Origin of the sequence: Metabacillus sp. cB07 (genome assembly GCF_016839225.1) — a bacterium.
GTDB classification, from domain to species: Bacteria; Bacillota; Bacilli; order Bacillales; family Bacillaceae; genus Bacillus_P; species Bacillus_P indicus.
In genome coordinates, this window is record NZ_CP069296.1 from 814,312 (window position 1) to 838,029 (window position 23,718).

Below are 23,718 nucleotides of genomic sequence, written 5' to 3' on the forward strand. Positions count from 1 at the left end.
CCGAGTAATATTCTAACGTAATGATTATAAAATCCGATAAGGTTACTGGGGGTTTAAAAATGAAGAGATTTTTTAGTTTACTTGCACTTTTATCAGTTTCAGCACTGATTTTAACTGCCTGCGGAACAGGCGGCGATAAAAAGAACGGGGGAGAGCAGGCTGGTGACGCCGGACTTTACGATAAAGTAAAAGAAGAAGGCATGCTTGTGATTGGTACAGAGGGTACATACCCGCCGTTTACGTTTCATGACGAGAGCAACAAACTGACAGGATTTGATGTGGAAATTGCACAAGAGGTTGCTAAACGCCTTGGCGTGAAAGCTGAGTTTAAAGAAACACAGTGGGATGCAATGTTTGCAGGCCTTGATGCCAAGCGTTTTGACATGATCGCAAACCAGGTCGGCATTAAGCCTGAACGCGAAGAGAAGTATGCATTCTCTGATCCGTACATTTCATCTGCAGCTGTACTTGTCACACACAAAGACAACAAAGACATTAAGTCATTTAAAGATCTTGAAGGCAAAAAAGCGGCACAGTCACTTACAAGCAACTACGGAGAAATTGCGAAAGAAAACGGAGCTGAGCTTGTAGGTGTTGAAGGGTTCACACAGGCAATCGATTTAATCAATTCTAAACGTGTTGATGCAACCATCAATGATAAGCTTTCTGTTCTTGATTTCCAGAATCAGCGCAAAAACGCACCGATTCAAATCGTGGATGAAAGCAAGGATGCTGCACAAAGCGGTCTGATGTTCCGCAAAGACAGCGGAAAATTAGTGGAAGAAGTCAATAAAGCACTTGCTGAAATGAAAGAAGATGGCACGTACAAGAAGATTTCAGAGAAATGGTTTGGCGAAGATGTATCTGAATAACATTTTTGCAGATCCTGAACGTTTAGAACGTTTGGCCAATATTGCACAAAGTTCCCTTCTCCCTTTGGTGAAGGGAGCTTTGTATTATACCCTGCCGCTTACGCTTATTACGTTTACAATCGGTCTGATTTTAGCCGTCCTGACAGCTCTTGCAAGAATTTCAACGGTTAAGCCGCTTCAGTGGATCGCACGGTTTTATGTTTCCATTATCAGAGGCACGCCGCTGCTCGTCCAGCTGTTCATTATCTTTTACGGCCTGCCGAGTATCGGGGTGACGATCAGCCCGTTTATCTCGGCCATTATCGGCTTCTCTCTGAATGTAGGGGCCTATGCTTCTGAAATTATGAGGGCGGCGATTCTGTCAACACCGAAAGGCCAGTGGGAGGCGGGATACTCGATTGGAATGAGCTATTCCCAGACACTGAAGCGCATCATTCTGCCGCAGGCGTCGAGGGTTTCAATACCGCCGCTTTCCAATACGTTCATCAGTCTGGTGAAAGACACGTCGCTTGCCTCATTAATCCTTGTAACAGAGATGTTCAGAAAGGCTCAGGAAATTGCTTCAACGAATTATGAATTTCTGCTGATGTATTCGATGGCAGGACTCTTGTACTGGATCATCTGTTTTATCCTTTCTGTCGTTCAGCAGCAGATTGAAGGAAAGCTGGACCGCTATGTTGCAAAATAAGAAAGGAGAATACGCATGATTTCAATGAAAGAGCTGCATAAGAGCTTTGGTGAACTGGACGTTCTAAAAGGAATCGATCTTGATATTCCAAAAGGGAAAGTAGTTGTTGTCATCGGTCCTTCAGGTTCAGGCAAAACAACGCTGCTTCGGTGTTTGAACGTGCTTGAGGTGCCGAATAAAGGCAGGATTACACTTGATCAGCAAACACTTGATTTTACGAAGCCTGTCCCTAAGAAAACCATTACACAATTCAGAAGCAATACAGGAATGGTTTTTCAAAACTATAATCTTTTTCCTCATAAAACAGCCCTGGAAAATGTCATTGAAGGGCCAGTGATTGTTAAGAAAACAGACAAAGAAACAGCGAGAAAAAAAGCGAAGGTCCTGCTTGAAAAAGTCGGCCTGGGAGACAAAATGGATTTCTATCCGTTCCAGCTCTCAGGCGGTCAGCAGCAGCGTGTAGGCATTGCAAGAGCTCTTGCGATGGAGCCTAAGGTTATGCTGTTTGATGAACCAACCTCAGCACTTGATCCAGAGTTAGTGGGCGAAGTACTGAAAGTAATGAAGGATCTCGCAAATGATGGAATGACGATGGTTGTCGTAACGCATGAAATGAGATTTGCAAAAGAAGCAGCTGATGAAGTGATCTTCATGGACGGGGGAGTCATTGTCGAACAGGGCACACCGGAAGCCTTGTTCAACTCGCCAAAAGAAGAACGGACGAAAAAATTCCTCAGAAAGCTTGAAGAGTAGGCGGAAAGCCTGCTCTTTTTATTTTGCCGCCAAACGCTCAAGCAGCTCTTTTTTTTCCTGTTCAAAATAATACACTCGGGGCATGTTAAAATGGACAACCATCTCATGCGCAAGACTGACACAAACAAAAGTGACCGCTTTCCAATCAATCGCTTCAAGCATGGAGCATTCTCCTCATGGACGTTTTCTCTATATATATGGAAACAGGAACTTGTTTGATACTAGCGTGAGGAAACTACTTTGGATCATAGGCAGAATGATGATGAACAGTTCTGCTTTTAACAAGTACAATCAGAAATTTAGTGGACCAGTTAGAAAAGAGTATATCGGAAATGGATGAACTGTATCTAACTTAAAACAGCAGTGGACTGAAGCGGAAGGCACTTGACTCCTTGTCCAGCTGCAGCGCCCAACTCCTCTGTCAGAACAAAATCCCCCAAAAAGTCAAAACCGGACTTTTCGGGTGATTTCTTATCTGACTGCCGGAGCAAAACGGGCGCTTCCGCTTTTCTAAGGGGATGAAGAGGGCACTGAAGATCCCGCAAGCGCAGCGAGGAAGCTTCAGGCACTCCCCGCGGAAAGCAAGTGACTGGAGCGCAAGGGAACGGGTATGATTTGGAATCTACATGATCATAAAACAGCCTGCCAATAAGAAGAGAGGAGAAGTTCACGTCTTCTTTAGCTTAAAAAGTATCTAGGAATGGATAAACTTCAAAGTAAATAAAGAAGACCCCGGCAGAATGCCGGGGGTCCTTTAAGCCATGTTATGCAGTTGTGTTATTAGAATTTTCCGCCCATGTTAGATTGAGCGTAAGAAACTAAACGCTTAGTGATTTCGCCGCCAACTGAACCGTTAGCACGAGCTGTTGTTTCTGGTCCAAGGTTTACTCCGAACTCAGAAGCGATTTCGTACTTCATTTGATCGATTGCTTGTTGTGCACCAGGTACAACTAGTTGGTTTGAAGAATTGCTGCGTGATTGTGCCATGTAATAACACTCCTTGATGTAGTATAGTTTTTTTGGGTTCTCTGGAGTTGCACCAGTGCATGAGGTCCATGGCCGTCTCGGCTAACCCACTATGTCAGTTGGCAGCGGGTTGTTCGTTGCTGTTACTAGGTATTATGGGTAGAATGGGCGGTATTATGCACGAACCTGAAATGGTAAATATTATGGAAAATTGCATGTTACATAAAGTAGAAGAAAGTAAGGGAAGATAGAAAAAAACTCGTCCGCAGGTGATTAGAATGAATATGTGTCCGCTATGCAATGGATTCAGCGATGAAGCAAGCGCTGCAAGCTGTCCAAACTGCCAGACGCTGATGATCGATCATGGGAAAATGACAGATTACCTTGATGAATACAGTGCGTATATGGAGATTGATACAATGAAGCTGTTTGACGGAGTGCGGGAATCACTTGAAGCACACCGCTGTGTGCATTTGTTTTCCTGCATGAACTGTCTGCATGAAGAGGCTAGGGAGATTCAGGAATAATTCAGCATAAAAAAACTGCCTGAGCTGTCTCAGGCAGTTTTTGCGTTTCCGCTTTTCTTATTTCGCAAAACAATTAAGTTTTGCGCTTCGATGTCTAGCTCCACCGTCCAACTCCTCTGCCAGAACAAAATCCCCCAATAAGTCAAAACCGGACTTTTTGGGGGATTTCTTTTCTGTCTATCGGAGCTTACCGGACGCTTCCGCTTTTCTTATTTTTCGCTCGCAGGACGAATGCGCTGCTCTGAATCTTTATCGAAGAAGTGAGCTTTGTTCATATCAAGCGCAAGCTCAATGATTTGGTCAGGTGCTACATCTGTGCGTGAATCAACGCGTGCGATGAAGTCCTGTCCGTCAATTTTGGAATAAAGCATTGTTTCTGCACCCATAAGCTCAGAAACTTCAATTTTAGCCTGGATTTTTGATCCTGCAGATGAATCGATGAATACCGGCTCATCGTGGATATCCTCAGGACGCACACCCATGATCAGTTCTTTTCCTACATAGCCCTGTTCGCGAAGGTATTTCATTTTTCCTTCTGGAACAACGATTGATTGAGTGCCGATTGCAAACTTTCCGTCAGTCAGTTTGCCTGTAAAGAAGTTCATGGAAGGTGAACCGATGAATCCTCCAACGAAGAGGTTCTCAGGCTTTTCATATACTTCTTTAGGAGCTCCGACCTGCTGGATGATGCCGTCTTTCATAACAACGAGGCGTGTTGCCATTGTCATTGCTTCAGTCTGATCATGCGTTACATAGATAGTAGTCGTTTGCAGACGGTGGTGAAGCTTTGAAATTTCAGCACGCATTTGAACGCGCAGTTTAGCATCAAGGTTTGAAAGCGGCTCATCCATTAAGAATACTTTAGCGTCGCGGACGATTGCGCGTCCAAGTGCAACACGCTGGCGCTGACCGCCTGAAAGTGCTTTTGGTTTGCGGTCTAAGTACTGATCAAGGCCAAGAATGCGGGAAGCATCTTTCACGCGGCGGTCGATCTCGTCTTTAGGGAATTTGCGAAGTTTCAGTCCGAATGCCATGTTGTCGTATACAGACATATGCGGGTATAGCGCGTAGTTCTGGAATACCATCGCGATATCGCGGTCTTTAGGAGCAACATCGTTCATGCGTTTGCCGTCGATTGAGAAATCTCCGTTTGAGATTTCTTCAAGACCTGCAATCATGCGAAGAGTTGTTGATTTACCGCAGCCTGACGGGCCTACGAATACGATAAATTCTTTATCCTGAATATGAAGGTTGAAATCTTCAACCGCTGTTACTTTGTTGTCATATACTTTGTAAATATGGTCTAATTTAAGCTCAGCCATGTGAATCCTCCTCTGAAGTGAAAGCGTTTTATTTATAGATTCAGTGTAAGCCATTTCAGAGGATAAGCCTATGGACAGGTTGCACAAAAAAATGTAAGGGTTTTCGTGCAACGTGTACAGAGAGTCAATCAGCCATCTGCTCGATGTACTTCATCATGAGGGAAACCGCCGCTGCTTCATGAAAATGCTTAACATCAAGCCCTGTTTTTTCAATGAACTTATCAATTCGGTACTGGACGCTGTTTCTGTGCATGTACAGTTTTTTGGCAGTAAGCGAGACATTCAGGTTGCATTCAAAGTACACCTTGAGTGTCTGGACAAGCTCTGTGTCAGTCAGCGATTCAGTCAGGAATTCAGAGAAGAGCTGATCTGTTACGCTTCCATTTAAAAAGAAAACGGGAAGAGCTTCCGAGAAGGTGATGCATTGCTTGATTCTGAAGGACTGGCAAATCACTTCAAAGCCTGCCTGTTCAGATTGTATTCTCTCTTTTACCCCGGCATCCAGTTTGTTCAGCTGTCCGATGCAGACGTAAAGCTCGATGAAAAAGTCACTCGTAAACGAATCAATCCACTGGTCGATGCTTTCTTTATCAATGACGGGCTCTGGATGATCTTCAAAGATGATGCCTTTTTGCTGGCTGATCCAAAGAATTGTAGAAGATGGAATCGATCCCTGCATCGCTTCTTCAAAGCTCTGCCTGTCAGAAACAGGCTGCCTGCTGAAAAAATAATAGCATCTGACTGCATCTGCAGAGGGGGGAAAAGGAGGTCCGCCGTCCCCGTATAAATAGTGAAGCCATTTGAGAGAGCGCTCACTGTGCTCGCCAAGACCAGGATCATAGGGGGTATAAAGTGTCGTAAGCAGATTTTTTTCTTCCTCCGTTACAGCTTCGCTTAAAATGCCGAAAATCTGGCCTTCATCTGTTTTATACCACTTGTAGCCTTTCTTTTCATGCGAATAGGCAAGAGAAAAGGCATCTTTATAATGGGCTGCTAATTTTTCGATCATAGGCTGTCTTGTCTCCTTTCTCTGCCGGTTGTGTGCTCTCCTTATTATATAAAAAAGAGAGAGCAGGCGATAGCCTAGCTCTCTCTTTTTGCCGGCGGCTCCTCCTGCTCGAGGTCACGGGCTTCTTCAATATTTGCGGAGTGATATCTGCTGTGGACAGAACCGCCTGACAAACCTTCATTAATCATCCGGTCGATATCCAGATAGGCTTTGTCCCGGCCCTCATACTCCGTATCTTTCTGTTCCTCTTTCATGGCTTCGCCTCCTTTTCCCCTATTTTGCGGAGGTGAAGCGTAAATTAACCGTCATAGACATGAAAGAGCATAAGTTCATGAATCTGAGACCTTATCGCCTCTTCATCTTCTGCTGCGGGTGAAGCCTTTTCCCATTCAATTTCCCCGTTTTTATGATAGAGCGCATCATAACGGTTGCCTTTAAAATAAAAAGAAACCCTCCATCCAGGCAAATTTGCCTGTTTGAAAAGAGGCTTCCATTGGAAGTGTGTAATCATCAGCCATCGCCCCCTTGTACATTTATCTTAATGGAAGTCGGGGAGATTGGAAAGCGGTTCCTTTGCTGAGTTCAAAAAAGAGCGAAAGAAGCTGGTCCAGCCGTTTTTTCTGAATAGCAGCTTCATCAAAGGACATCGGTTTGCTGTTCAGTTCGTAGATGACCGGACCTTTCTCTGTCAAACCGATATCGGCAGAAAATTCCCCGATCAGCCCGAAGCTTCTGGAAAGCTCGTTTCCCGCTGTGCTCAAGATGGCCTGCAAGTGATTCAAATCAGCCTTTTCCCTGACAGATTCAAATGGAAGAAGAGTTCCTCCATATTTCACATGCGTCGTCGGATGGCTTGGTCCTCCTGATGCACGTACACCAATGCCGGTTATTTTATATTCGCCGCGGCTTAAATGAACAAGTGCCCTTAAATCGTATTTCCTGCCCAGCACGGTGTCTGTATGAGCTTCTTCCTGGATCAGATACCCTTTTAAAAAGGGATGGCAGGCAGACCAAAAATCTTTATAGCAGGTGTCAGACCCGTCAGCCGATGTGAGCTTAAACCCGGATGATTCTTTTCGGATCCGAAAAATCCCCTGGCCATGGCTGCTGTCCACCGGCTTTAAATAGGCAGAAGGATAATTGTTCATAAAGGTAAGAATGTCATCAAAAGCTGTTATCTTATAAGTAAGGGGGAGGGATGAATTCAGTTTCTGCTTCAAAAGGCAATAGACATCCCATTTATTGAAGAAAAACGGGTTAAAGACCGGAATCTTTTCAGCTTTCATCCGTGCCATAAACAGACGATATCCAGTCGTCTCCTCTGCTGAACGGTCCGGCAGCCGGTTGTAGATGACATGCGGCAAAGGCAGCTCCACTTTTGCCCACTGCTGGTGCCTGCGGCTGTAGACAAAGCCGCTTACACCCAATTCATGAATGGCGCTCAATGTCACCACACAGCATATTTCCCCGGCTTTTTGCACTTCATGCTGCAGACTTTTGAAGTAGGCGCCGTCTCCGTGAAAGACCGCACCGTCTATTCCATCTCCTGCAAGAATGCCGACAAGCGGCCGCCGCGCTGTCATGTAAATAAAGTCTCCGGCTCCATAATCGCCTTCCGCGTCAAATACTTCGCGTATTGAAGCGACAGCTCAGTTGAAATCCTGTCTGCTTCTATGAGATCAGGATGTGAAAAAATCGATCTTCCGGGCTTTGAATTTGCTTCAAACAGCCAGACAGCACCGTCAGTATCTATGCCAAGGTCAAATCCGATTTCGCCTATGTGGCCAATGGTGCCTTTGTCAATCTCCTCACTAATAATAAGTGCCGCTTTCTTAAGTGACCGAAAGGCATAGTTCCGTTCAGCCTCGGTCTGGAAAAGCTCATGGAGCGTCCTGACTGCCCCTCCGTTTTCAAGATGAGTTGTGGCACTTCCTTTGCCTGCTACTTTCGCGGCGATGGCTGTTACTTGAAAACGGCCGCTGCCGTCTTTGTTGGTGTGGACACGGAAATCCATTTTCTGCTTGCCTGACTTCAGCAGTTTGATGCGCTGCTGGATGACATACTCGTCAGGATTCCGGTCACCGAAGGAGTGGGTAAAAAAGGCATCAAGAGACTGGTACTTCCGCAAAATGTTCCTGTCAGTGCCGGAGCGGTACCTGCTGTAATACTCCTTTTTTTCCGGTTCATAAATAAGCTGAAAGATGCCGCGGCCGAGACTGCCGTTTTTCGGTTTCAAAAAAACACTGCCGCAGCGGGCAAGCATAGTGTGAATGTCCGACACGTCCGCACCCGGCAAAGTTTCAGGCAAATAGGCTGATGCCTCGGGACTCGCAACCAGGAGCTTGTGAATGGTCCATTTGTCAAAAAAACCGGGATTAAACCAGGGAATCCCATATTCTAAACTCAGACGTCTTTTGACCTCCTGTATTGCCTGATGGTCTTCAATCTGCCTGTTCGGCAGCCGGTCATACACCACATTCGGCAGGGGAAGCGTTGTCCGCCTCCATCCATCGTCATCAAAGACACAGGCGCTGACTGTGCCCGAAAGCCAGTCAATGGAGTGGCTGCCAAATACATACGCTGCGACGCCTGCAGCCCTTTGTGCAGTCAGAAATTTCGCAAACAGAAGAGACCGGCTGCCGACCGGCCTTAGGATGGACTCCGTAAAACCAGCTGTGAAAATACCAATAAGAGGACCTAAATAAACAGATTCACCGTGCACAAAAACCTGTGTTTTCTGAAGGGGGAGATGAAGGTGATCAAACAAATCCTTTGATAGTCTGATTTCATGTTTTTCATGAAAATCCACCTTGCAGCCGCGTACTGAAGAACCAAATACGGCCTGGCTGATTTCGTCTGCTCCTTCATGCCTGAAGGAAGATGGAAGAGTCAGCATCAAGGAGTCAGTAAAGCTCAGGCTGATCGGGTAACTCATAAAACACCTCCGGATTCATCTTTTTCTCTCCCGGTTTGGCAAAGGAAAAGGGAGTAATCAATAATGGCGCGGGCCGACGGTCTTGGACCGGCTGCCGTCCTGTCATCCTGATGTTTAGAAGGTTTCGTGTTCACTTCAATAATCCAGGGACGTCCTTCCAAATCCACGGCAAGATCAACGCCGAATTCACCGAACAGCCCGCCCGCATACATGCTGAGTGCTTTTGAAATTTCAATGGACAGTTCATTTAACAGCTTGCGGATGTGAAAAGCGTCATCTGCAGCAAATGAGTCTTCAAGGATTCGTTTAATTGGGTGCTGTGACCCTCCCCTTGCAAGGTTGGCGACAAACTGATTTTCAGCAGAAACACGGGCGACCGCCGAAGTCACCGCCCACTCCGCCATGTTCCGTTTATGGCACAGAATCCTGAAATCAAGCGGTCTGTCCTGAAAGGTCAGAAGGCTGATGCCTTCCTGAATGATAAAAGCTTCTTCTTTTATTCTCGGATAAAGGCTTTTGAACAGCTCATCAGCAGATACATAATGCCTGAGCAGGTGACCTGAGAAGGTTGAATAATCAAGCTCATAGCCGTCATCGGTCTGTGAAATCCGGAAGATCCTTCTGCCCTGGCTTCCGCTTGCAGGCTTTAAAAAAACGACGGGGAAGAGCTTCACCATCATCTCAAAAACCCTCTTTGAAGCAAGCAGTTCTGTTCTTGGCAGATGCGGGGCGAGTTCTCCGGCCTGACTTAGAATCTGATGGACTTCCCATTTGTTTAAAAATCGGTCATTGAAATAAGGAATTCTTTCCCGGATGAAATGGGAAGACATCTCCATAAAAGCTTCTGACTGCTCAAGCGCACGGGAGTGAAGGCGGTTGTGAACGGCGTCGGGTAAAGGTACAGAGCTTTCCATCCATGTATCCTGACAAAGCGTATATCCGCGCATTTCGGAATTTTTATAGCCTGAAAGATCAAACACATAAAAAAGAACACCTTTCTCAAGGCTGCAGGAAGCAAGCTCCCTGTAAAACCCATCCATTTTTCCAAGTGATTGAGGAAGTCCTGCTCTTTCACATTCCGTCAGCACCGCAATCACCGGTCCAATGATGACGGTTTTCTCTCTAGGGTCATACGTCATGCTGCAGACAAATGGGTGCAGCGGCAGGGAAAGTTCATTTAAAAGCTCGGGATGGATGGAGACGAGGGAATGTTCTTCCCTTATACTTACGAACTGTGCAAAAAGACTATTCCTCCCGCACGTCAACCTGATTCTTGCACCGGAAGGAATGTTCAGCGATTCGCGTAAAGACCGGCTGATATAGATGCATCTGTCCGGCAGTTTCTTGCGGGCGGCCTTAATCTGAATTTTTTCGGTTACCATGCAGAACCCTCATTTGCTCACTTTTCTAACAAGCTCTATAATATTCCTATAGGCAGAAGCTGATAGAAGCATCTTATGAAAAATTACTCAAACGGTGAGATTTTGGAAGGTAGATGAAGATGACAGTATTTCTAACAATTGCATTAATGATCGTGATCGGAGCGGCAATCGGCGGGGTAACGAATCATCTCGCCATTAAAATGCTTTTTAAGCCGCATGAAGCAAAGTACATTTTCGGGAAAAAGGTTCCATTTACTCCGGGTCTGATTCCTAAACGGCGTGATGAGCTGGCAGATCAAATGGGGAAAATGGTTGTGGGGCATCTCCTCACTCCGGACGGCATCAAGCGGAAGATTGCCAATGAAGAGTTTCACCAGACAGTGACGTCATGGACAGCCAAAGAAGCGGAAAAGCTCATTTCCAGCAGCAAAACCGTGACTGAGCTTGCAGCTGATTTTGGCATAGGGGAGTTGGATGACAAGGCGGAAAGATGGCTTAAGGATATGCTGAGCCAAAAAATAGCAGAAAAAACAGCTCATTATAAAGGTCTTTCCATCAAAGAAGCTCTCCCGGAAACCCTTCTTGAGAAAATTCAGCAGTCTATTCCGCAGGCAGCAGATTTTATTCTGAAAAAAGGCAGTGACTATTTCCAGAGCGAAGAAGGAAAACAGCGCCTGAGACGGATGATTGATGATTTTCTGGCAGAAAGGGGCATGCTCGGCGGCATGGTCCAGATGTTCCTTGGAAACACAAGTGTATTTGACAAAGTGCAGCCGGAAGTCCTGAAATTTCTCCGCAACGGGGAAACAAAGCGGCTGATTACATCTGTCCTTGAAAAAGAATGGGCAAACATACAGAATTTGAATGTTGGCGAAGCTGCAGAAAAATTCAGGCTCGAAGATCTTGCTGAAGCAGCACAGCAGGCCATCCTCAAAGAAATCGGCATTAAAGAGAGGCTGAATGCACCGGTTTCACAATATTTGATGCCTTACTCTGATTGGATACACGAGGACCTGATTCCGAAAATGACGGCAAAAGCCGTTGAGTATCTGCATAACAACCTGGATTACATGCTCGGACAAATGCACCTTCAGGAGATTGTCAGGGAGCAGGTTCAATCCTTTTCAGTTTCAAGGCTTGAAGAAATGGTGCTTGGCATTTCAAGACGCGAATTTACGATGATCACCTATCTTGGCGCACTGCTCGGCGGTCTGATCGGAGCACTTCAGGGAATAATCGTCATGCTGATAAACTAGCGCAATGGGCACGAAATGAAATTCCGGGAATAGTCTGTTATAGTGGTAGGAGCCTGCGTAAAAGGCGAAAAGATGTTAGGAGGACTTTTTATGTCTGCAAATGTATATGATTTAGGCTACAGCCTTGAGAAAGCACTTCGCGAAAGCGATGACTTTAAAACATTAAAAAACCTTTATGATGAAGTGAACTCAGACAGCTCGGCACGCACGCTGTTTGAAAGCTTCAGAGACGTTCAGCTGAACCTTCAGCAAAAGCAAATGTCCGGCCAGGAAATCACACAGGATGAAATCGAACAGGCTCAAAAATCAGTCGCCCTCGTTCAGCAGCACGACAAGATCTCGAAGCTCATGGAAGCAGAGCAGCGCATGAGCATGACGATTGCAGAACTAAACAAAATCATCATGAAGCCGCTTGAAGAGCTTTATGGGAGTCTTGAGCAGTAACAAAAAGAAGATGTGACATACTTATTTAAGTCATTGAAAAAGTCCGAACTGGAGTATAAATAGTTCGGACTTTTTTATGTTAAAGAACTGATATAGCTGGGGAAAAATTATGGCGTCATTCCGCGTAGTGCTGCCACTTTTGCCGGAGAAGGGTTCTTGATTGTGGCGTCATTCCGCGTAGTGCTGCCACTTTTGCCAGTGAAGGGTTCTTGTTTGTGGCGTCATTCCGCGTAGTGCTGCCACTTTTGCCGGAGAAGGGATCTCGATTGTGGCGTCATTCCGCGTAGTGCTGCCACTTTTGCCAGTGAAGGGTTCTTGTTTGTGGCGTCATTCCGCGTAGTGCTGCCACTTTTGCTGGAGAAGGGATCTCGATTGTGGCGTCATTCCGCGTAGTGCTGCCACTTTTGCCAGAGAAGGGTTCAAGTTTGTGGCGTCATTCCGCGTAGTTTTGCCACTTTTGCCAGTGAAGGGTTCTTGTTTGTGGCGTCATTCCGCGTAGTGCTGCCACTTTTGCCGGAGAAGGGTTCTTCTTTGTGGCGTCATTCTGTGGCCCAGCCCCATACACGCTTTGAAATTCGAGTTTTCGAAATAAAAGAACTATTTAACCGCTTACATTTTTTCTCGAAAAGCTCTTGTCAAAACGGAAAAAACTTGTAATAATAAATGTAAGCGTTTTTATTATACCTATTCTTTGGTCTGCGGTTATGGGGATGACCAGCAGTGCCGTTTTGCGTTCAGATCCTGCGGGTAACAGGACCTGAAACAATGGGAGAAAATCAAATATCGGGGTTTTAACTTATAGAACAGCTCTGAGGCACATGTCTCAGAGCTGTTTGCGTTTGGGCGACTACGTGGCTCTTTCCTTTTCTGTTATGGCCTATCTGCTTTTCTATCGTTCTATTTCAGCTCAAAAGGACATATTCCTATATTAGAAATCAGACATCAGCTGAAGGGGGATTCACTGTGATCTACCGACTACTGGCATTAAATATTGACGGAACCCTGCTCCGTTCAAACGGCCGTCTTGAACCTTCAACAAGGGAAGCGGTCCAATATGTGCAAAACAAGGGAGTGTATGTGACTCTCGTGACAAGCCGCCATTTTCAGATGGCAAAAAAACTTGCAAAGGCACTGAAGATAAATAACCTGCTGGTCACTCACAGCGGTGCGTTTGTTTCTGATAAAGTGGACAGATCGCTGTATGAAAACAGGATCTCAGAGGAAAAGACATTTAACCTCGTCCAGGTGCTGGAAACGTTCGACTGCAATGTGCGCATCGTGCACGAACGTTTTTCGCTCGGCAACCGGAAAAAGGTATCTTCTTCTATTTTAGGAAAAACGCTGCTTAGTCCGAAAGATCCGCTTTTTTATCCTGTTCAATTCGTCGAATCGCTTGGGGAAAATTTAAGGGATGAACCGCTCGCCGCACCTAAGCTTGATGTTTATTTTTCTGAGGCAGAATCATGCCTTGAGGCAGAGAAGGTTCTCGCCAATGCGTTTGAAGGTATTACAGTAAGAGTGAAGAACCCTTCCATGCTTGAGATAACAGCAAAAGGAGTCTCAAAGGAAAAAGGTTTAAGGCTGCTCGGCCAGCATCTCGGCATTGCACAGGAGGAAATGGTTGCAATTGGTGATGCAGAGGACGATATGAACATGATTGAGCTTGCAGGTTTGGGTGTGGCAATGGGAAATGCCCCTCATGCCGTTAAAAAAGCAGCGGACTGGATCACAAGGAGCAACGATGACCAGGGAGTTGCCTATATGGTCAAAGAGCATTTCAGAAAACAGCACCGCATTGAATTTTTGGATAAACTGAAGGTGGACCGCTAAGAAACCGCAGCCGGGAGCTGCGGTTTTTCAATGTTTAGGAAATTTTAAAAGTAAAAGGCTTTGGACAACATAACAAAGTTATCCTCGTCCAGCTCCAGCGCCTAAATCCTCTGTCAGAACAAATCCGTCAAAAAAGGCGGGACCCGGACTTTTCCGCCGGATTCTTATCTGCCTATCGGATCTGACCAAGGCGCTTCCGCTTTTGTTCTTTTCCCTCCAAAAGCATTTGTAAATTCTATGTTAATCTGTATCCCTTTCAAAAGGATTTTTATAGATTAATAAGAAATACGTAAGAATGCTGAAAAAGGAGGCTCATCATGATAAACAAAGCAGCAGTCCGCAAACCGTTTCTGATGAAAATGTGGGAGCATTACCCGAAGCTCTGGAAAGGGCTGATTGATGCAGGAATCCTGCTGAAATACAAAACGCTTGATATCAGGAAGCTTCCTGACAAAGTGGTCATGCCCTCATCAAACGTCCTCTACGTGGATGCAAAGGAAAACCGTGGAAGGGCCCTGCTGATCAGCGGCGGCGTCACGCAAAAAAGACTTCTGTCTTTCTGGGAAGATGCTGTAGCAAACCTGCAGCCGGATATCGTCATAGACATTGGCGTCAACTACGGAGAATGCATCTTTTCCGTTCCTTATCCAAAGCATGCCAAGATTTACGGGATAGAAGCAAACCGGAATTTGCTTACATATATCCAAAAATCAAGGGATGCTCATCCAAATTCAGCGCAAATCAAAATTATTCATGCGTTTGCATCTGATAAAGACGGGGAGGAAAAGGAATTTTTCGTTGATAACCACTGGTCAGGCACTTCTTCCGCGTCCTATAAACCATCGCATAGTATGATTGACCAGGTGTCAGTAAAGGCCATGACAGTCGATTCGCTGTTTAAAAATGACTTAAAAGACAAGACGGTTCTCTTTAAAATTGACGTAGAAGGGTACGAAGCGTTTGTTCTGAAAGGCATGAAGCACCTTTTTGAAGAAAGCCGGTGTGTTCTCGGGTTTATCGAGTTCAACAGTGAATACTTCGGGAAATCAGGCGTGGACGTGAAGGAGTTTTTCGCCTATTTGAACCGGTATTTTACAATCTACGTCTATCAGGATAATGATACTTTAGTAAAAATGAAGAATCTCACAATCGATGACTTGTACAGTATGTTTGATTCCCGGTATGTTCATACAGATCTATTGCTTGCAACCAATGAAGAGCTGGCAGATTCCCTTGTTTAAAAGAGGGGGCTGCATACAGCTCTTTTCATTTTTTGAGAAGGGATTTCGCGTTATGTTTAGAAATAATAAAGAACCATTATTTTTATTTTTATAAGCAGGCGTCTCTAGGTCAATTACATCGTTTTGAATGACTAACTAAAGAAAGAAGGGAAAGAGATGAAAGGGGATTTCTTTTCAAACTATGAAAAATTCATTATCGTGCCGCTGGAAGAACAAAATGCAAAGCAGGAATTCACTCCTTCCGACTATCCGTCTCATTATATTCTAACCCTGTCGCTCTATGATGCGCTTATTGAAAACTGGAATGAAGCTGCCAAATTTGAAATAGACATTAAAGCCGGTCTTGAGAAGGTATTGGAAGAGTTCAACCGGAAGCATGGAGATCATTATCATCTGCAGGTGCTTGAGCTCGATACTGATAAACCATACTTTGTTCTCGCTTTTTCAAGCAAAATGAAAATCGAGAGCGAAGAAGCAGACAGCAGAATTGCCTATGTGCTTGAAATTCTATTATCCAATCATCTTTATGTGGGCCAAAGCTGGTACAGGCTGATCGGCGACAAAGGAAGAATCAAGCGCCAGCTGTTCAGCTACTCGTTTAAAGAATACTATGTCATGGAATCAGCAGGCGTATAGGACCATTCTTTTGGTGAATCCTCATGGACATGATATTATGTAGTGAGCTGAAAAGGTATAGGAGGATTCACAAAATGGATATTAAATTAATCGCACTGGACATGGACGGCACCCTTCTGAATGAGAAAAAAGAGATTTCAGAAGCAAACCGCAGCGCTATAAAAGCAGCAGAAGAAAAAGGGCTGCACGTCGTGATCAGCACCGGAAGAAGCATGGCGACACTAAGAGACCTTGCTAAATCTCTAAGTCTGAAATCATACCTTGTTACTGTAAACGGAAGCGAAATCTGGGATGAGCACGGTGAACTTGTTCACAGAAGCATTGTGGAAAACGATGCGATCACATGGATGTATGATCTTTCCAAAACACACAAAACCGGATACTGGGCAACAAGCACAGAGCGGGTTTTCTTTAATGAGATGCCAGAAGATCTGACTGCCTACCAGTGGCTGAAGTTCGGCTTTGAGATTGAAGACGACAAAGCCCGCGAGACAATCCTGAAAGAACTTCAGGACAGAGGAGAATTTGAGATTACCAATTCAAGCCTGACTAATCTCGAAGTCAATACAATGGGCGTGAACAAAGCGCGCGGCATTGAAAAAGTGTGCGGCCTTCTCGGCATCACAATGGAAAATGTCATGGCATGCGGAGACAGCATGAATGACATGGCCATGATTAAAGAGGCGGGACTTGGCATCGCCATGGGCAATGCACAGGATACCGTCAAAGAGGCTGCCGACTGGGTAACATTGTCGAATGATGAAGACGGAGTCGCTGAAGCGATTAAAAAATATGTGCTTTAAAATGGACAGACGGTTTAGCGGCCGTCTGTTTTTTCTTTAGAATAAAGGAAATTGACCGCACGCTCCATGTTTTGTACACTAAAAGGAGTTTTGAATCCAAAAAAGATAAGGTGAGAGTCTTGCGTTTTTATATAAATGGCATAGAAGATGAACGTCTTCACCGGCCGCTGCAGTTAATATCCAACTTGTTTTACGAAGAAACCGAGCTGTTTTTTGAAGAGGAAGAAGCCGACATCCGGATTTCCTACGAAGTGGAACAGAAAAACGGAAGCGTCTCTGTAAAAGGCTTGCTTTCCGGCAAGGATGGATACAACGGCGAAGCCCGGCATGAAAAAGAATTATCCGGACAGCTGACTGATAAAGAGATCTTTAAACAACTCAAGCATACCCTCGTATACGCGCATCTGAATCTTCTTCAGGATTACACTGGAATCATTCAGCAATGGGGAATTCTGACCGGCATCAGGCCGACGAAGCTGCTTCACAAAAAGCTGCGCGAAGGCATGTCCAAAGAAGAAGCACACAGCATGCTGAAAGAAGAGTATTTAATTTCGGATGAAAAGATCGCGCTCATGCAGAGGATTGTCGACAGACAGCTGAGTGTTGTTCCCGATCTCTACGACTTATCAAGGGAAGTCAGCATCTACATCGGCATCCCGTTCTGCCCGACGAAATGCGCCTACTGTACGTTTCCTGCCTACGCCATCAATGGAAGACAGGGTTCTGTTGATTCCTTCCTTGGCGGACTTCACTATGAGATCCGCGAAATGGGCAGATGGCTGAAAGAAAAAGGCATTAAAATCACGACTGTTTATTATGGAGGCGGCACTCCGACAAGCATTAACGCAGAAGAAATGGACATGCTTTACGAAGAAATGTACGCCGCATTCCCCGGTGTCGAAAACATACGGGAACTGACCGTTGAAGCAGGCCGTCCAGATACGATAACAGAAGATAAGCTGGATGTGCTCAACAAATGGAACATCAGCCGCATCAGCATTAATCCCCAGTCCTACATTGATGAAACGCTGAAAGCGATCGGGCGCCATCATACCGTTCAGGAAACCATTGATAAGTTCCATTTAGCAAGAAAAATGGGAATGGACAATATCAACATGGATTTGATTATCGGACTTCCTGGTGAAGGAGTGAAGGAATTTGATTACACTCTTTCAGAAACCGAAAAGCTTATGCCCGAATCACTGACGGTTCACACGCTTTCTTTTAAACGTGCCTCAGAAATGACGCGCAACAAACAAAGGTACAAAGTGGCAGACCGCGGAGAAATCGAAGAAATGATGAACCGCGCTGTGCAGTGGACAGATGCTCACGGCTACACGCCATATTACTTGTACCGCCAGAAAAATATCCTGGGCAACCTCGAAAACGTCGGATATGCGCTCGAAGGGCAGGACAGCATCTACAACATCATGATCATGGAAGAACAGCAGACCATTATCGGAATCGGTTGCGGTGCTGCGAGCAAATTCATCCACCCTGAAACAGGTAAAATCACGCAATTTGCAAATCCGAAGGATCCGAAGTCCTACAATGACAGCTTCAAGCATTACACAGAAGAAAAAATCAGGCTTCTTGAAGAAATGTTCCAGGCGTAAAAGCTTTCCCTTTTTAGGGGGAGCTTTTTTCATTTTGATGATACAATAGCTGTTTTATGATGCTTCAAGTACGTTCAAAAAAGTGGACTGAAGCGGAGAAAACTTCAGACAATCCCTGCGGTAATCTTGTTTTCGGAGCGGAAGGGAACGGTTATCAGCATCAAAATACCATAACAAAAACCGCTTTTCAGAATAAAAAGGTACTAGTATCCCAAAAATTTTCTGCTCATCCTCCTAACATCAGACATCTCCTGCCTGAATAGCTTTAAGGAGTGAGAGGAGGCAGGAGATGATTAAACGATTGGGCGGATGTATGCTGTTGTTTGCGTTTATGCTTGCCGGGTGTTCGGCGGATCCTGTTCAGGAAGAATTGCTGACGTATGTAAATGATGTGCTTCCTGAGGTCACCGAAAAAGAAGTAGCTGCCATTACAGCCTACGACAGTGTGTCAGGAGATAATTACACAAGTGATGAAGTCATGTATTCCGTGATGGTGGATGAAGTATCACCTGTTTACAATTCCTTCATTGCCGACCTGGAAGAAGTAGAAATTGAATCAAAAGAGCTGAAAGAGCTTCACGAGCACTATATTGAAGCAGCCAACATCCAGCATGCAGGATTTATCCTGATCATCGCGGGTCTTGAACAGCAGGACCGTGGAAAAATCATCGAAGCAAACGAAAAACTTGCAGCTGCGCGGAAAATGCTCAGAGAGTACACCGCAGACCTCGAGGCGCTTGCTGAAAAACATGATGTTACGCTTGAAGAAGAGTATTAAAGAAAGCCAAGTTGTTGGTAACGGAGTCGGTTTTTGAGTGCAAAACTAAAAATTACACATCTAAAGGAGTGCCAAATCGTCTTGATTTTGTAACTCCTTTTTCTTGATTTCTCGGCGTTTTTGCCGATAAATCTTCATAATTTGTCATACAAAATGTACCCTAAAATAGATGACAGAACTTTCTGTTCCTCAAATTATGTCATGCGATTTCATATACACTTTAAGGCACTCAATAAAGAAACTGACGTCAGTAGTATGTATGATAAAATGGAAATATCAGTTATTCCGTTAAAGGGCAGGATTGCGGAAGAGTGAGTATTTGTTTCTTTGCAACAATCGGGCCAGATTGTTGAAGATCGCTTAGTAATAAGTTAATAGTTAATATATAGATGTATATATTTCACTTGAACTAAGCCGATCTCATTGTGAACAATGCCGAGAAGAAATGCTTCATGAATATTATAAAGGGATACATGGGAAGATGTATCGACTACAGTCCCTAATAATTAGGGTAGAAGAAAAATGGACCGGGCGTACTTTGTTCGGTTTTTTTTATATTTTTGTAAGATATTTGAGTTTATCGCGTCTTATATGTAAGGAGGTGAGTTGGTGACACAGCTTGAGGATATTTATAATACATACTTTAAAGATGTATTTTTATATGTGTATAGTTTATCTGGTGATAAGCATATCGCTGAAGATATCACTTCGGAAACTTTTATAAAGGCATTAACATCGCTAGACAGTTTCAAAGGGAATAGTGATATCCGTGTTTGGTTATGCCAAATTGCCAAGAACAGTTATTACTCTTATTTGCGTAAGAATAAAAGCTCGGTGGATCTTGAGTCGGTTTCAGAATCAGCTAGTGGAGACAATGTAGAACAAGAAATAGCCATTTCAGAAGCGTCTATGAAGGTACATGAAGTTATCCAGAATTTGAAAGAGCCATACAAAAAGGTCTTTACTCTCCGTGTATTTGGAGAACTGTCATTTAAGCAAATTGGCAAATTGTTTGGAAAAAGTGAAAACTGGGCTTGTGTTACTTATCACCGTGCTAGAGAAAAAATTAAAGCGCGATCGGAGGATTATCGATGAAAATTAGCTGTAATATGATTAGGGATATACTGCCGTTATATGTCGAGGATATGGCAAGTCAAGATACTAGAGATCTAGTTGAAGAACATATAGCTTCTTGTGAGAACTGTAAAAAACGACTTGAAGAAATGAGGACTTTTGAAGAACCGCCAGTAGATACCGATATAGCTCCCTTAAGAAACATACAAAATACATTGCGAAAGAAAAAGCTGCAAACTATTATTCTTTCAGTCATGGTAACATTGGTTTTTGCAGTGGTTACAATCGCTTATCTGACAACCCCAGCATACATCTCTTATAATGAAAATGCGGTTTCAATTATTGAAAAGGATGACGGAACTGTACTTTTGAATTTTAGTGAAGAAGTCTCTGGATTTAATGTAAATCACTATCCAGCAGCAGACAATTCAGGTTATGTCTATGATATAACAACATGGGAAACGATTTGGCAACAGAAAATAAACAAAAACAACTTGGAAAATACGGTCTTAAACCCGAATGGGGAAACGGTCGCTTCGATCTACTATTACAATACCGATGGAAGTGAAAATACTTTAATTTATGGAGATCCAATAACGGATGGTTCTGTCATGACGTTACCTCGGCTTGTTTTAAGCTACTATGTGTTGTTGGCTATAGGATTTTTAGTTATTTGTGGAATTGGATTGGTCATATTCCGTAAGAACGAAAAAATAAGAAATGGACTAGAAAAAATGATTCTATTGCCTATCTCGTACCTGTTTGCTCACTTACTTATAAAAGGTCTTCACTCTGCCACTTACCTTGCTGGACGAGACCTTTATGTAATATTACTTGTCACAATTTCTTTATATGTTGCGTTGTTAGCTGGAAGGAACATATTAAAAAAAATATCAATTAAGAAGCCGAAAAGCACTTTATAATAGTAATAGGCTCACCAATCAGCGATTTTTTTCTTAATTTCAGTTCTATATTACTTAATACTTAAAGGTCTCTTGATTGATTCAGATTTCAAAAACATGGCAAAAAGTACTTTTTAAATTGGCCAAAAACTCAAAATTCTACTGACCAGAGGGAAATTGCAGAAGATGGGCTAATTCTTTCTGATAAGGAGTCTATCTTCAACAAACGGGCGCTTATCTGTAATAAGGTAAGTGTCCTTTTTAATGAAATAAACAATTGAGTTAATCACCTAATTTTGAAATAATTGGTATTAAGCAATCGGGGGCGTTAATTCAAGAAGAATAAACTCATTTTTCATTGAATTCATTAAAAAATGTAGCAGGTTCGTGGAAGAAAGTAATTAAAAACCGCAACGGTAAGAACGGTTTGAGTATAATTTGGCACTTTTTTATCACTAATAAAGTAGTCCATTAAAAAATCTCAGACTGGCAAAAGTCTGAGATTTTTAATAATGGCCTCTTGCAGCATTGAATCCGTTATGGTTGGCATCTAATTACTTTGCGGATCATGAATCAAGGAAACTGTCTCTTTGGCTTTTCGCCTTCTATATATGCTTAGAATCAGTCCTGCGGATATCATTTCCAGCAATAAATGTGAACCTCCATAACTCATGAATGGCACGGAAACACCAGTGAGTGGAGATAAACCAACATTCGTTAGCAGGCTTAGTATAAACTGAGCTGAAAAGACTGCTGTCAATCCTGTAATAAGCAATTTTCCATAAGGTAAATTCACACTTTTGGCGGTAATCGATATTCTCCAAATGAAAAATATAACCAGGGTTATAGCGGTAATTGCGGCTAACCACCCGAACGAATAGATGATGTACGCCAAGATAAAATCTGTATGGACCTCAGAAATGAAACTTGGGATCACCTTAAGGGCACGTCCTATAAAATAAGCCTCACCTATATTAAGATCTGAATAGGAGCTTACCATGGGGGATATCTGAGAAAGAGACACCACATTCCAGACGGGCCAAATAGAAGCAACAACTGCGAATGTTATCGTTTGCTTAAGGCTGGACCTTGACGTACGCATGATTGCAGCGCATACAATGATGCTTATAATAGTAGCTGCGAAGGCTCCTGTAGTCGCCATTAATGAGATTGGTATTGACATAATACCTATTCCAAGCCAAGACTTTCGATTGTCATTCCAATCCCAGGAATGAAAGATTCCAGCAAAGGCAATGACCAAAAGGAATGGAGTTATTTCGGTGATATTTATAGTGGCAAAGCCTACATTTAAAAATGGCACATTATCAACTCTAACACCAATGAGAACGGTCAATAAAAGTATGAGGATTGTTGCCGCATAGAAGTGCTTGGAGTATTTCATCAATCTTCTGTAATCAAACATAAAGATGCTTAGCATGAGCACGACACCAAACAAATAGAAGCCAAGACTTTTATTGAAAACTTTCAGTTCTTGAAGCTCTGTAAAAGCCGAATGGAATTGCAAATAATACATAACCAGCAGCCCAAATAGAGAAACTGTCAGCACTGGCAGCAAGATTTTCACATCCATTGGGGCTTTATGTGTTTTGTTAAGCTGCTTTCCCAAAACTTCTGCATCTCCCATACGTGCCAATGCTTGGTCTATAGCCTCCTCTTCTGAAAGTCCTGTACTCATGGCCTCCTCTTTAAGCGTATGAAGGTGATCGTTGATTTCCAATTTTATATGGGCATGTACATCCTTGTTTTTTATCCGTTTACACAAATCTCTAATATACATTTCAAACTTAGTATCTAGTCCCATGCGATTTTCTCCCCGCTTAAAACTTCGTCCACAGCATTCTTGAAAACGGACCACTCTTCTTTTTTTTCTTGAATCAATTCTTTGCCCTGGTTATTAATCTTGTAATATTTCCTCTTTCTTTTTCCGGTCCCTTCGCCCCAGTAAGATACAATTAACTCTTTTTCCTCAAGGCTGTGAAGGATGGGATAAATCGTGCCTTCCTTAAAACTAAAAATCCCATTAGACTTGGATTCCAGTTCTTTAATAATTTCATAGCCGTACATAGGTTTAGAATTAAGCAAACTTAAAATAAGAGTAGTGGTACTACCTTTTAACAATTCTTTGCTTATCTTCATAAACAGTCCTCCTCCTAAATACATAGTAAATCTATGTATAGTTATTCTATGTATAATTTATGGTATAAACGAATTCCTGTCAATATACCTTTAAAGAAAAACGTCATGTTTTATATAACAAAGATTCCTTAAGTAATTGGTAGAGGACATTCTTTTCATAAGCTGCTTTTAAAAGTTGAATGTGATCTATGTAAAAAAGGGATAGCAGACAATAAGAAATCCTATCAGATTTGATTTTGATGTTTATGAAGCAAACATTGATTATTCATCATAATTGAAGAATTGTCATTTGAAAATGATCAGAGGCACATCAGCCACTGACCATTTTTAATGCGAATATAATTGTTTTTTTGCTGGTTTAATAGAAACACATGAAACACCAGTGGACTGCAGCGGAAGGAACTTGACTCCTGCGGGATACAGAGGGAAGGGGAGACCCCGCAGGCTGGCCGAGGAGGCTCCCCGCCCTCCCCGCGGAAAGCAAGTTCCTGGAGCGAAAGGGAACGGGTACAAGGTGCTTTTTCAAA

Annotated in this window: 25 protein-coding genes; 14 read left to right on the plus strand and 11 right to left on the minus strand. The window is 43.5% G+C overall.

Features of this window, described 5'->3' with window-relative positions:
* The first annotated feature begins 59 nt into the window (after positions 1 to 59).
* From JOJ89_RS04150 to JOJ89_RS04160, 3 genes are read left to right on the plus strand one after another with little or no spacing between them, the layout of a single operon-like run.
* Positions 60 to 872, plus strand: coding sequence for an amino acid ABC transporter substrate-binding protein (locus JOJ89_RS04150; protein WP_203289659.1), 813 nt, complete (start codon positions 60 to 62; stop codon positions 870 to 872).
* Positions 859 to 1,560 carry an amino acid ABC transporter permease gene (locus tag JOJ89_RS04155; RefSeq protein ID WP_029283603.1) on the plus strand — a complete coding sequence of 234 codons (702 nt, stop codon included), beginning with the start codon at positions 859 to 861 and terminating at the stop codon, positions 1,558 to 1,560. Before JOJ89_RS04150 ends, JOJ89_RS04155 begins: the two co-directional genes overlap by 14 nt.
* Before the next feature lie 15 nt (positions 1,561 to 1,575).
* Positions 1,576 to 2,313, plus strand: a complete 738-nt coding sequence (locus JOJ89_RS04160; protein ID WP_029283605.1) for an amino acid ABC transporter ATP-binding protein — start codon at positions 1,576 to 1,578, stop codon at positions 2,311 to 2,313.
* Between the two features lie 18 nt (positions 2,314 to 2,331).
* Here the strand turns inward: JOJ89_RS04160 and JOJ89_RS04165 are convergent, their stop codons facing one another.
* Together JOJ89_RS04165 and JOJ89_RS04170 are read right to left on the minus strand one after the other, a co-directional pair.
* Positions 2,332 to 2,475, minus strand: a complete 144-nt coding sequence (locus tag JOJ89_RS04165) for a hypothetical protein (RefSeq protein WP_158001682.1) — start codon at positions 2,473 to 2,475, stop codon at positions 2,332 to 2,334.
* Positions 2,476 to 3,093: 618 nt separating this feature from the next.
* Positions 3,094 to 3,300 (minus strand): alpha/beta-type small acid-soluble spore protein, encoded by a 207-nt coding sequence (locus JOJ89_RS04170; protein ID WP_029283608.1) that lies wholly within the window; start codon positions 3,298 to 3,300, stop codon positions 3,094 to 3,096.
* A 257-nt stretch (positions 3,301 to 3,557) separates the two neighbouring features.
* Here JOJ89_RS04170 and JOJ89_RS04175 point away from each other — a divergent pair, with 257 nt between their 5' ends.
* Positions 3,558 to 3,806, plus strand: coding sequence for a hypothetical protein (locus JOJ89_RS04175; RefSeq protein WP_029283610.1), 249 nt, complete (start codon positions 3,558 to 3,560; stop codon positions 3,804 to 3,806).
* Between the two features lie 209 nt (positions 3,807 to 4,015).
* Here the strand turns inward: JOJ89_RS04175 and JOJ89_RS04180 are convergent, their stop codons facing one another.
* From JOJ89_RS04180 to JOJ89_RS04210, 7 genes are all read right to left on the minus strand, one after another.
* Entirely contained in the window at positions 4,016 to 5,128 is a 1,113-nt protein-coding gene (locus tag JOJ89_RS04180) for an ABC transporter ATP-binding protein (RefSeq protein ID WP_029283612.1), read from the minus strand.
* 124 nt (positions 5,129 to 5,252) lie between these two features.
* Positions 5,253 to 6,137: a PucR family transcriptional regulator gene (locus JOJ89_RS04185; RefSeq protein WP_029283614.1), complete on the minus strand. Its 885-nt coding sequence runs from the start codon at positions 6,135 to 6,137 to the stop codon at positions 5,253 to 5,255.
* Positions 6,138 to 6,211: 74 nt separating this feature from the next.
* Entirely contained in the window at positions 6,212 to 6,391 is a 180-nt protein-coding gene (locus JOJ89_RS04190) for a hypothetical protein (protein ID WP_029283616.1), read from the minus strand.
* 44 nt (positions 6,392 to 6,435) lie between these two features.
* Positions 6,436 to 6,648: a YheE family protein gene (locus tag JOJ89_RS04195; protein WP_203289660.1), complete on the minus strand. Its 213-nt coding sequence runs from the start codon at positions 6,646 to 6,648 to the stop codon at positions 6,436 to 6,438.
* Positions 6,649 to 6,670: 22 nt separating this feature from the next.
* Positions 6,671 to 7,720 (minus strand): YheC/YheD family endospore coat-associated protein, encoded by a 1,050-nt coding sequence (locus JOJ89_RS04200; RefSeq protein WP_203289661.1) that lies wholly within the window; start codon positions 7,718 to 7,720, stop codon positions 6,671 to 6,673.
* On the minus strand, positions 7,717 to 9,072 hold the full coding sequence (locus JOJ89_RS04205; protein WP_203289662.1) for a YheC/YheD family endospore coat-associated protein: 1,356 nt from the start codon (positions 9,070 to 9,072) through the stop codon (positions 7,717 to 7,719). The genes JOJ89_RS04200 and JOJ89_RS04205 overlap by 4 nt, the downstream gene beginning before the upstream one ends.
* Positions 9,069 to 10,454, minus strand: coding sequence for a YheC/YheD family endospore coat-associated protein (locus JOJ89_RS04210; RefSeq protein WP_203289663.1), 1,386 nt, complete (start codon positions 10,452 to 10,454; stop codon positions 9,069 to 9,071). The genes JOJ89_RS04205 and JOJ89_RS04210 overlap by 4 nt, the downstream gene beginning before the upstream one ends.
* A 119-nt stretch (positions 10,455 to 10,573) precedes the next feature.
* Between JOJ89_RS04210 and JOJ89_RS04215 the strand changes: the two genes are divergently transcribed.
* The 10 genes from JOJ89_RS04215 to JOJ89_RS04260 all read left to right on the plus strand — a co-directional run bounded on the left by JOJ89_RS04215 (position 10,574) and on the right by JOJ89_RS04260 (position 21,055).
* Positions 10,574 to 11,710 carry a DUF445 domain-containing protein gene (locus JOJ89_RS04215; protein WP_203289664.1) on the plus strand — a complete coding sequence of 379 codons (1,137 nt, stop codon included), beginning with the start codon at positions 10,574 to 10,576 and terminating at the stop codon, positions 11,708 to 11,710.
* A gap of 90 nt (positions 11,711 to 11,800) precedes the next feature.
* A complete protein-coding gene (locus JOJ89_RS04220) occupies positions 11,801 to 12,154 on the plus strand; it encodes a YlbF/YmcA family competence regulator (RefSeq protein WP_029283627.1) in 354 nt (117 codons plus the stop codon).
* A gap of 963 nt (positions 12,155 to 13,117) precedes the next feature.
* Positions 13,118 to 13,984, plus strand: coding sequence for a Cof-type HAD-IIB family hydrolase (locus JOJ89_RS04225; RefSeq protein ID WP_203289665.1), 867 nt, complete (start codon positions 13,118 to 13,120; stop codon positions 13,982 to 13,984).
* Positions 13,985 to 14,301: 317 nt separating this feature from the next.
* Positions 14,302 to 15,225, plus strand: coding sequence for an FkbM family methyltransferase (locus JOJ89_RS04230; RefSeq protein ID WP_203289666.1), 924 nt, complete (start codon positions 14,302 to 14,304; stop codon positions 15,223 to 15,225).
* A gap of 156 nt (positions 15,226 to 15,381) precedes the next feature.
* On the plus strand, positions 15,382 to 15,861 hold the full coding sequence (locus tag JOJ89_RS04235; protein WP_029283633.1) for a hypothetical protein: 480 nt from the start codon (positions 15,382 to 15,384) through the stop codon (positions 15,859 to 15,861).
* 74 nt (positions 15,862 to 15,935) lie between these two features.
* Positions 15,936 to 16,664: a Cof-type HAD-IIB family hydrolase gene (locus JOJ89_RS04240; protein WP_242524664.1), complete on the plus strand. Its 729-nt coding sequence runs from the start codon at positions 15,936 to 15,938 to the stop codon at positions 16,662 to 16,664.
* A gap of 119 nt (positions 16,665 to 16,783) precedes the next feature.
* Entirely contained in the window at positions 16,784 to 18,280 is a 1,497-nt protein-coding gene (locus JOJ89_RS04245; protein ID WP_203289667.1) for a coproporphyrinogen III oxidase, read from the plus strand.
* A gap of 289 nt (positions 18,281 to 18,569) precedes the next feature.
* On the plus strand, positions 18,570 to 19,058 hold the full coding sequence (locus JOJ89_RS04250; RefSeq protein WP_203289668.1) for a hypothetical protein: 489 nt from the start codon (positions 18,570 to 18,572) through the stop codon (positions 19,056 to 19,058).
* A gap of 609 nt (positions 19,059 to 19,667) precedes the next feature.
* On the plus strand, positions 19,668 to 20,153 hold the full coding sequence (locus tag JOJ89_RS04255) for an RNA polymerase sigma factor (RefSeq protein WP_029283642.1): 486 nt from the start codon (positions 19,668 to 19,670) through the stop codon (positions 20,151 to 20,153).
* Positions 20,150 to 21,055 carry a zf-HC2 domain-containing protein gene (locus JOJ89_RS04260; RefSeq protein ID WP_203289669.1) on the plus strand — a complete coding sequence of 302 codons (906 nt, stop codon included), beginning with the start codon at positions 20,150 to 20,152 and terminating at the stop codon, positions 21,053 to 21,055. The genes JOJ89_RS04255 and JOJ89_RS04260 overlap by 4 nt, the downstream gene beginning before the upstream one ends.
* Positions 21,056 to 21,584: 529 nt before the next feature.
* Here JOJ89_RS04260 and JOJ89_RS04265 read toward each other — a convergent pair.
* Complete coding sequence (locus tag JOJ89_RS04265) at positions 21,585 to 22,856, minus strand: FtsW/RodA/SpoVE family cell cycle protein (RefSeq protein WP_203289670.1); 1,272 nt, start codon at positions 22,854 to 22,856, stop codon at positions 21,585 to 21,587.
* Entirely contained in the window at positions 22,847 to 23,191 is a 345-nt protein-coding gene (locus JOJ89_RS04270) for a PadR family transcriptional regulator (RefSeq protein WP_203289671.1), read from the minus strand. The genes JOJ89_RS04265 and JOJ89_RS04270 overlap by 10 nt, the downstream gene beginning before the upstream one ends.
* Positions 23,192 to 23,718 lie beyond the last annotated feature (527 nt).

Bases quoted from the DNA above. Each gene is read 5' to 3' on its own strand.
- JOJ89_RS04200 (WP_203289661.1), bottom strand. From the start codon at position 7,720: ATGACAGCGCGGCGGCCGCTTGTCGGCATTCTTGCAGGAGATGGAATA.
- JOJ89_RS04155 (WP_029283603.1), top strand. From the start codon at position 859: ATGTATCTGAATAACATTTTTGCAGATCCTGAACGTTTAGAACGTTTG.
- JOJ89_RS04235 (WP_029283633.1), top strand. From the start codon at position 15,382: ATGAAAGGGGATTTCTTTTCAAACTATGAAAAATTCATTATCGTGCCG.
- JOJ89_RS04215 (WP_203289664.1), top strand. From the start codon at position 10,574: ATGACAGTATTTCTAACAATTGCATTAATGATCGTGATCGGAGCGGCA.
- JOJ89_RS04210 (WP_203289663.1), bottom strand. From the start codon at position 10,454: ATGGTAACCGAAAAAATTCAGATTAAGGCCGCCCGCAAGAAACTGCCG.
- JOJ89_RS04220 (WP_029283627.1), top strand. From the start codon at position 11,801: ATGTCTGCAAATGTATATGATTTAGGCTACAGCCTTGAGAAAGCACTT.
- JOJ89_RS04205 (WP_203289662.1), bottom strand. From the start codon at position 9,072: ATGAGTTACCCGATCAGCCTGAGCTTTACTGACTCCTTGATGCTGACT.
- JOJ89_RS04250 (WP_203289668.1), top strand. From the start codon at position 18,570: ATGATTAAACGATTGGGCGGATGTATGCTGTTGTTTGCGTTTATGCTT.
- JOJ89_RS04265 (WP_203289670.1), bottom strand. From the start codon at position 22,856: ATGGGACTAGATACTAAGTTTGAAATGTATATTAGAGATTTGTGTAAA.
- JOJ89_RS04165 (WP_158001682.1), bottom strand. From the start codon at position 2,475: ATGCTTGAAGCGATTGATTGGAAAGCGGTCACTTTTGTTTGTGTCAGT.
- JOJ89_RS04175 (WP_029283610.1), top strand. From the start codon at position 3,558: ATGAATATGTGTCCGCTATGCAATGGATTCAGCGATGAAGCAAGCGCT.
- JOJ89_RS04195 (WP_203289660.1), bottom strand. From the start codon at position 6,648: ATGATTACACACTTCCAATGGAAGCCTCTTTTCAAACAGGCAAATTTG.
- JOJ89_RS04170 (WP_029283608.1), bottom strand. From the start codon at position 3,300: ATGGCACAATCACGCAGCAATTCTTCAAACCAACTAGTTGTACCTGGT.
- JOJ89_RS04240 (WP_242524664.1), top strand. From the start codon at position 15,936: ATGGATATTAAATTAATCGCACTGGACATGGACGGCACCCTTCTGAAT.
- JOJ89_RS04150 (WP_203289659.1), top strand. From the start codon at position 60: ATGAAGAGATTTTTTAGTTTACTTGCACTTTTATCAGTTTCAGCACTG.
- JOJ89_RS04230 (WP_203289666.1), top strand. From the start codon at position 14,302: ATGATAAACAAAGCAGCAGTCCGCAAACCGTTTCTGATGAAAATGTGG.
- JOJ89_RS04180 (WP_029283612.1), bottom strand. From the start codon at position 5,128: ATGGCTGAGCTTAAATTAGACCATATTTACAAAGTATATGACAACAAA.
- JOJ89_RS04185 (WP_029283614.1), bottom strand. From the start codon at position 6,137: ATGATCGAAAAATTAGCAGCCCATTATAAAGATGCCTTTTCTCTTGCC.
- JOJ89_RS04270 (WP_203289671.1), bottom strand. From the start codon at position 23,191: ATGAAGATAAGCAAAGAATTGTTAAAAGGTAGTACCACTACTCTTATT.
- JOJ89_RS04160 (WP_029283605.1), top strand. From the start codon at position 1,576: ATGATTTCAATGAAAGAGCTGCATAAGAGCTTTGGTGAACTGGACGTT.
- JOJ89_RS04260 (WP_203289669.1), top strand. From the start codon at position 20,150: ATGAAAATTAGCTGTAATATGATTAGGGATATACTGCCGTTATATGTC.
- JOJ89_RS04190 (WP_029283616.1), bottom strand. From the start codon at position 6,391: ATGAAAGAGGAACAGAAAGATACGGAGTATGAGGGCCGGGACAAAGCC.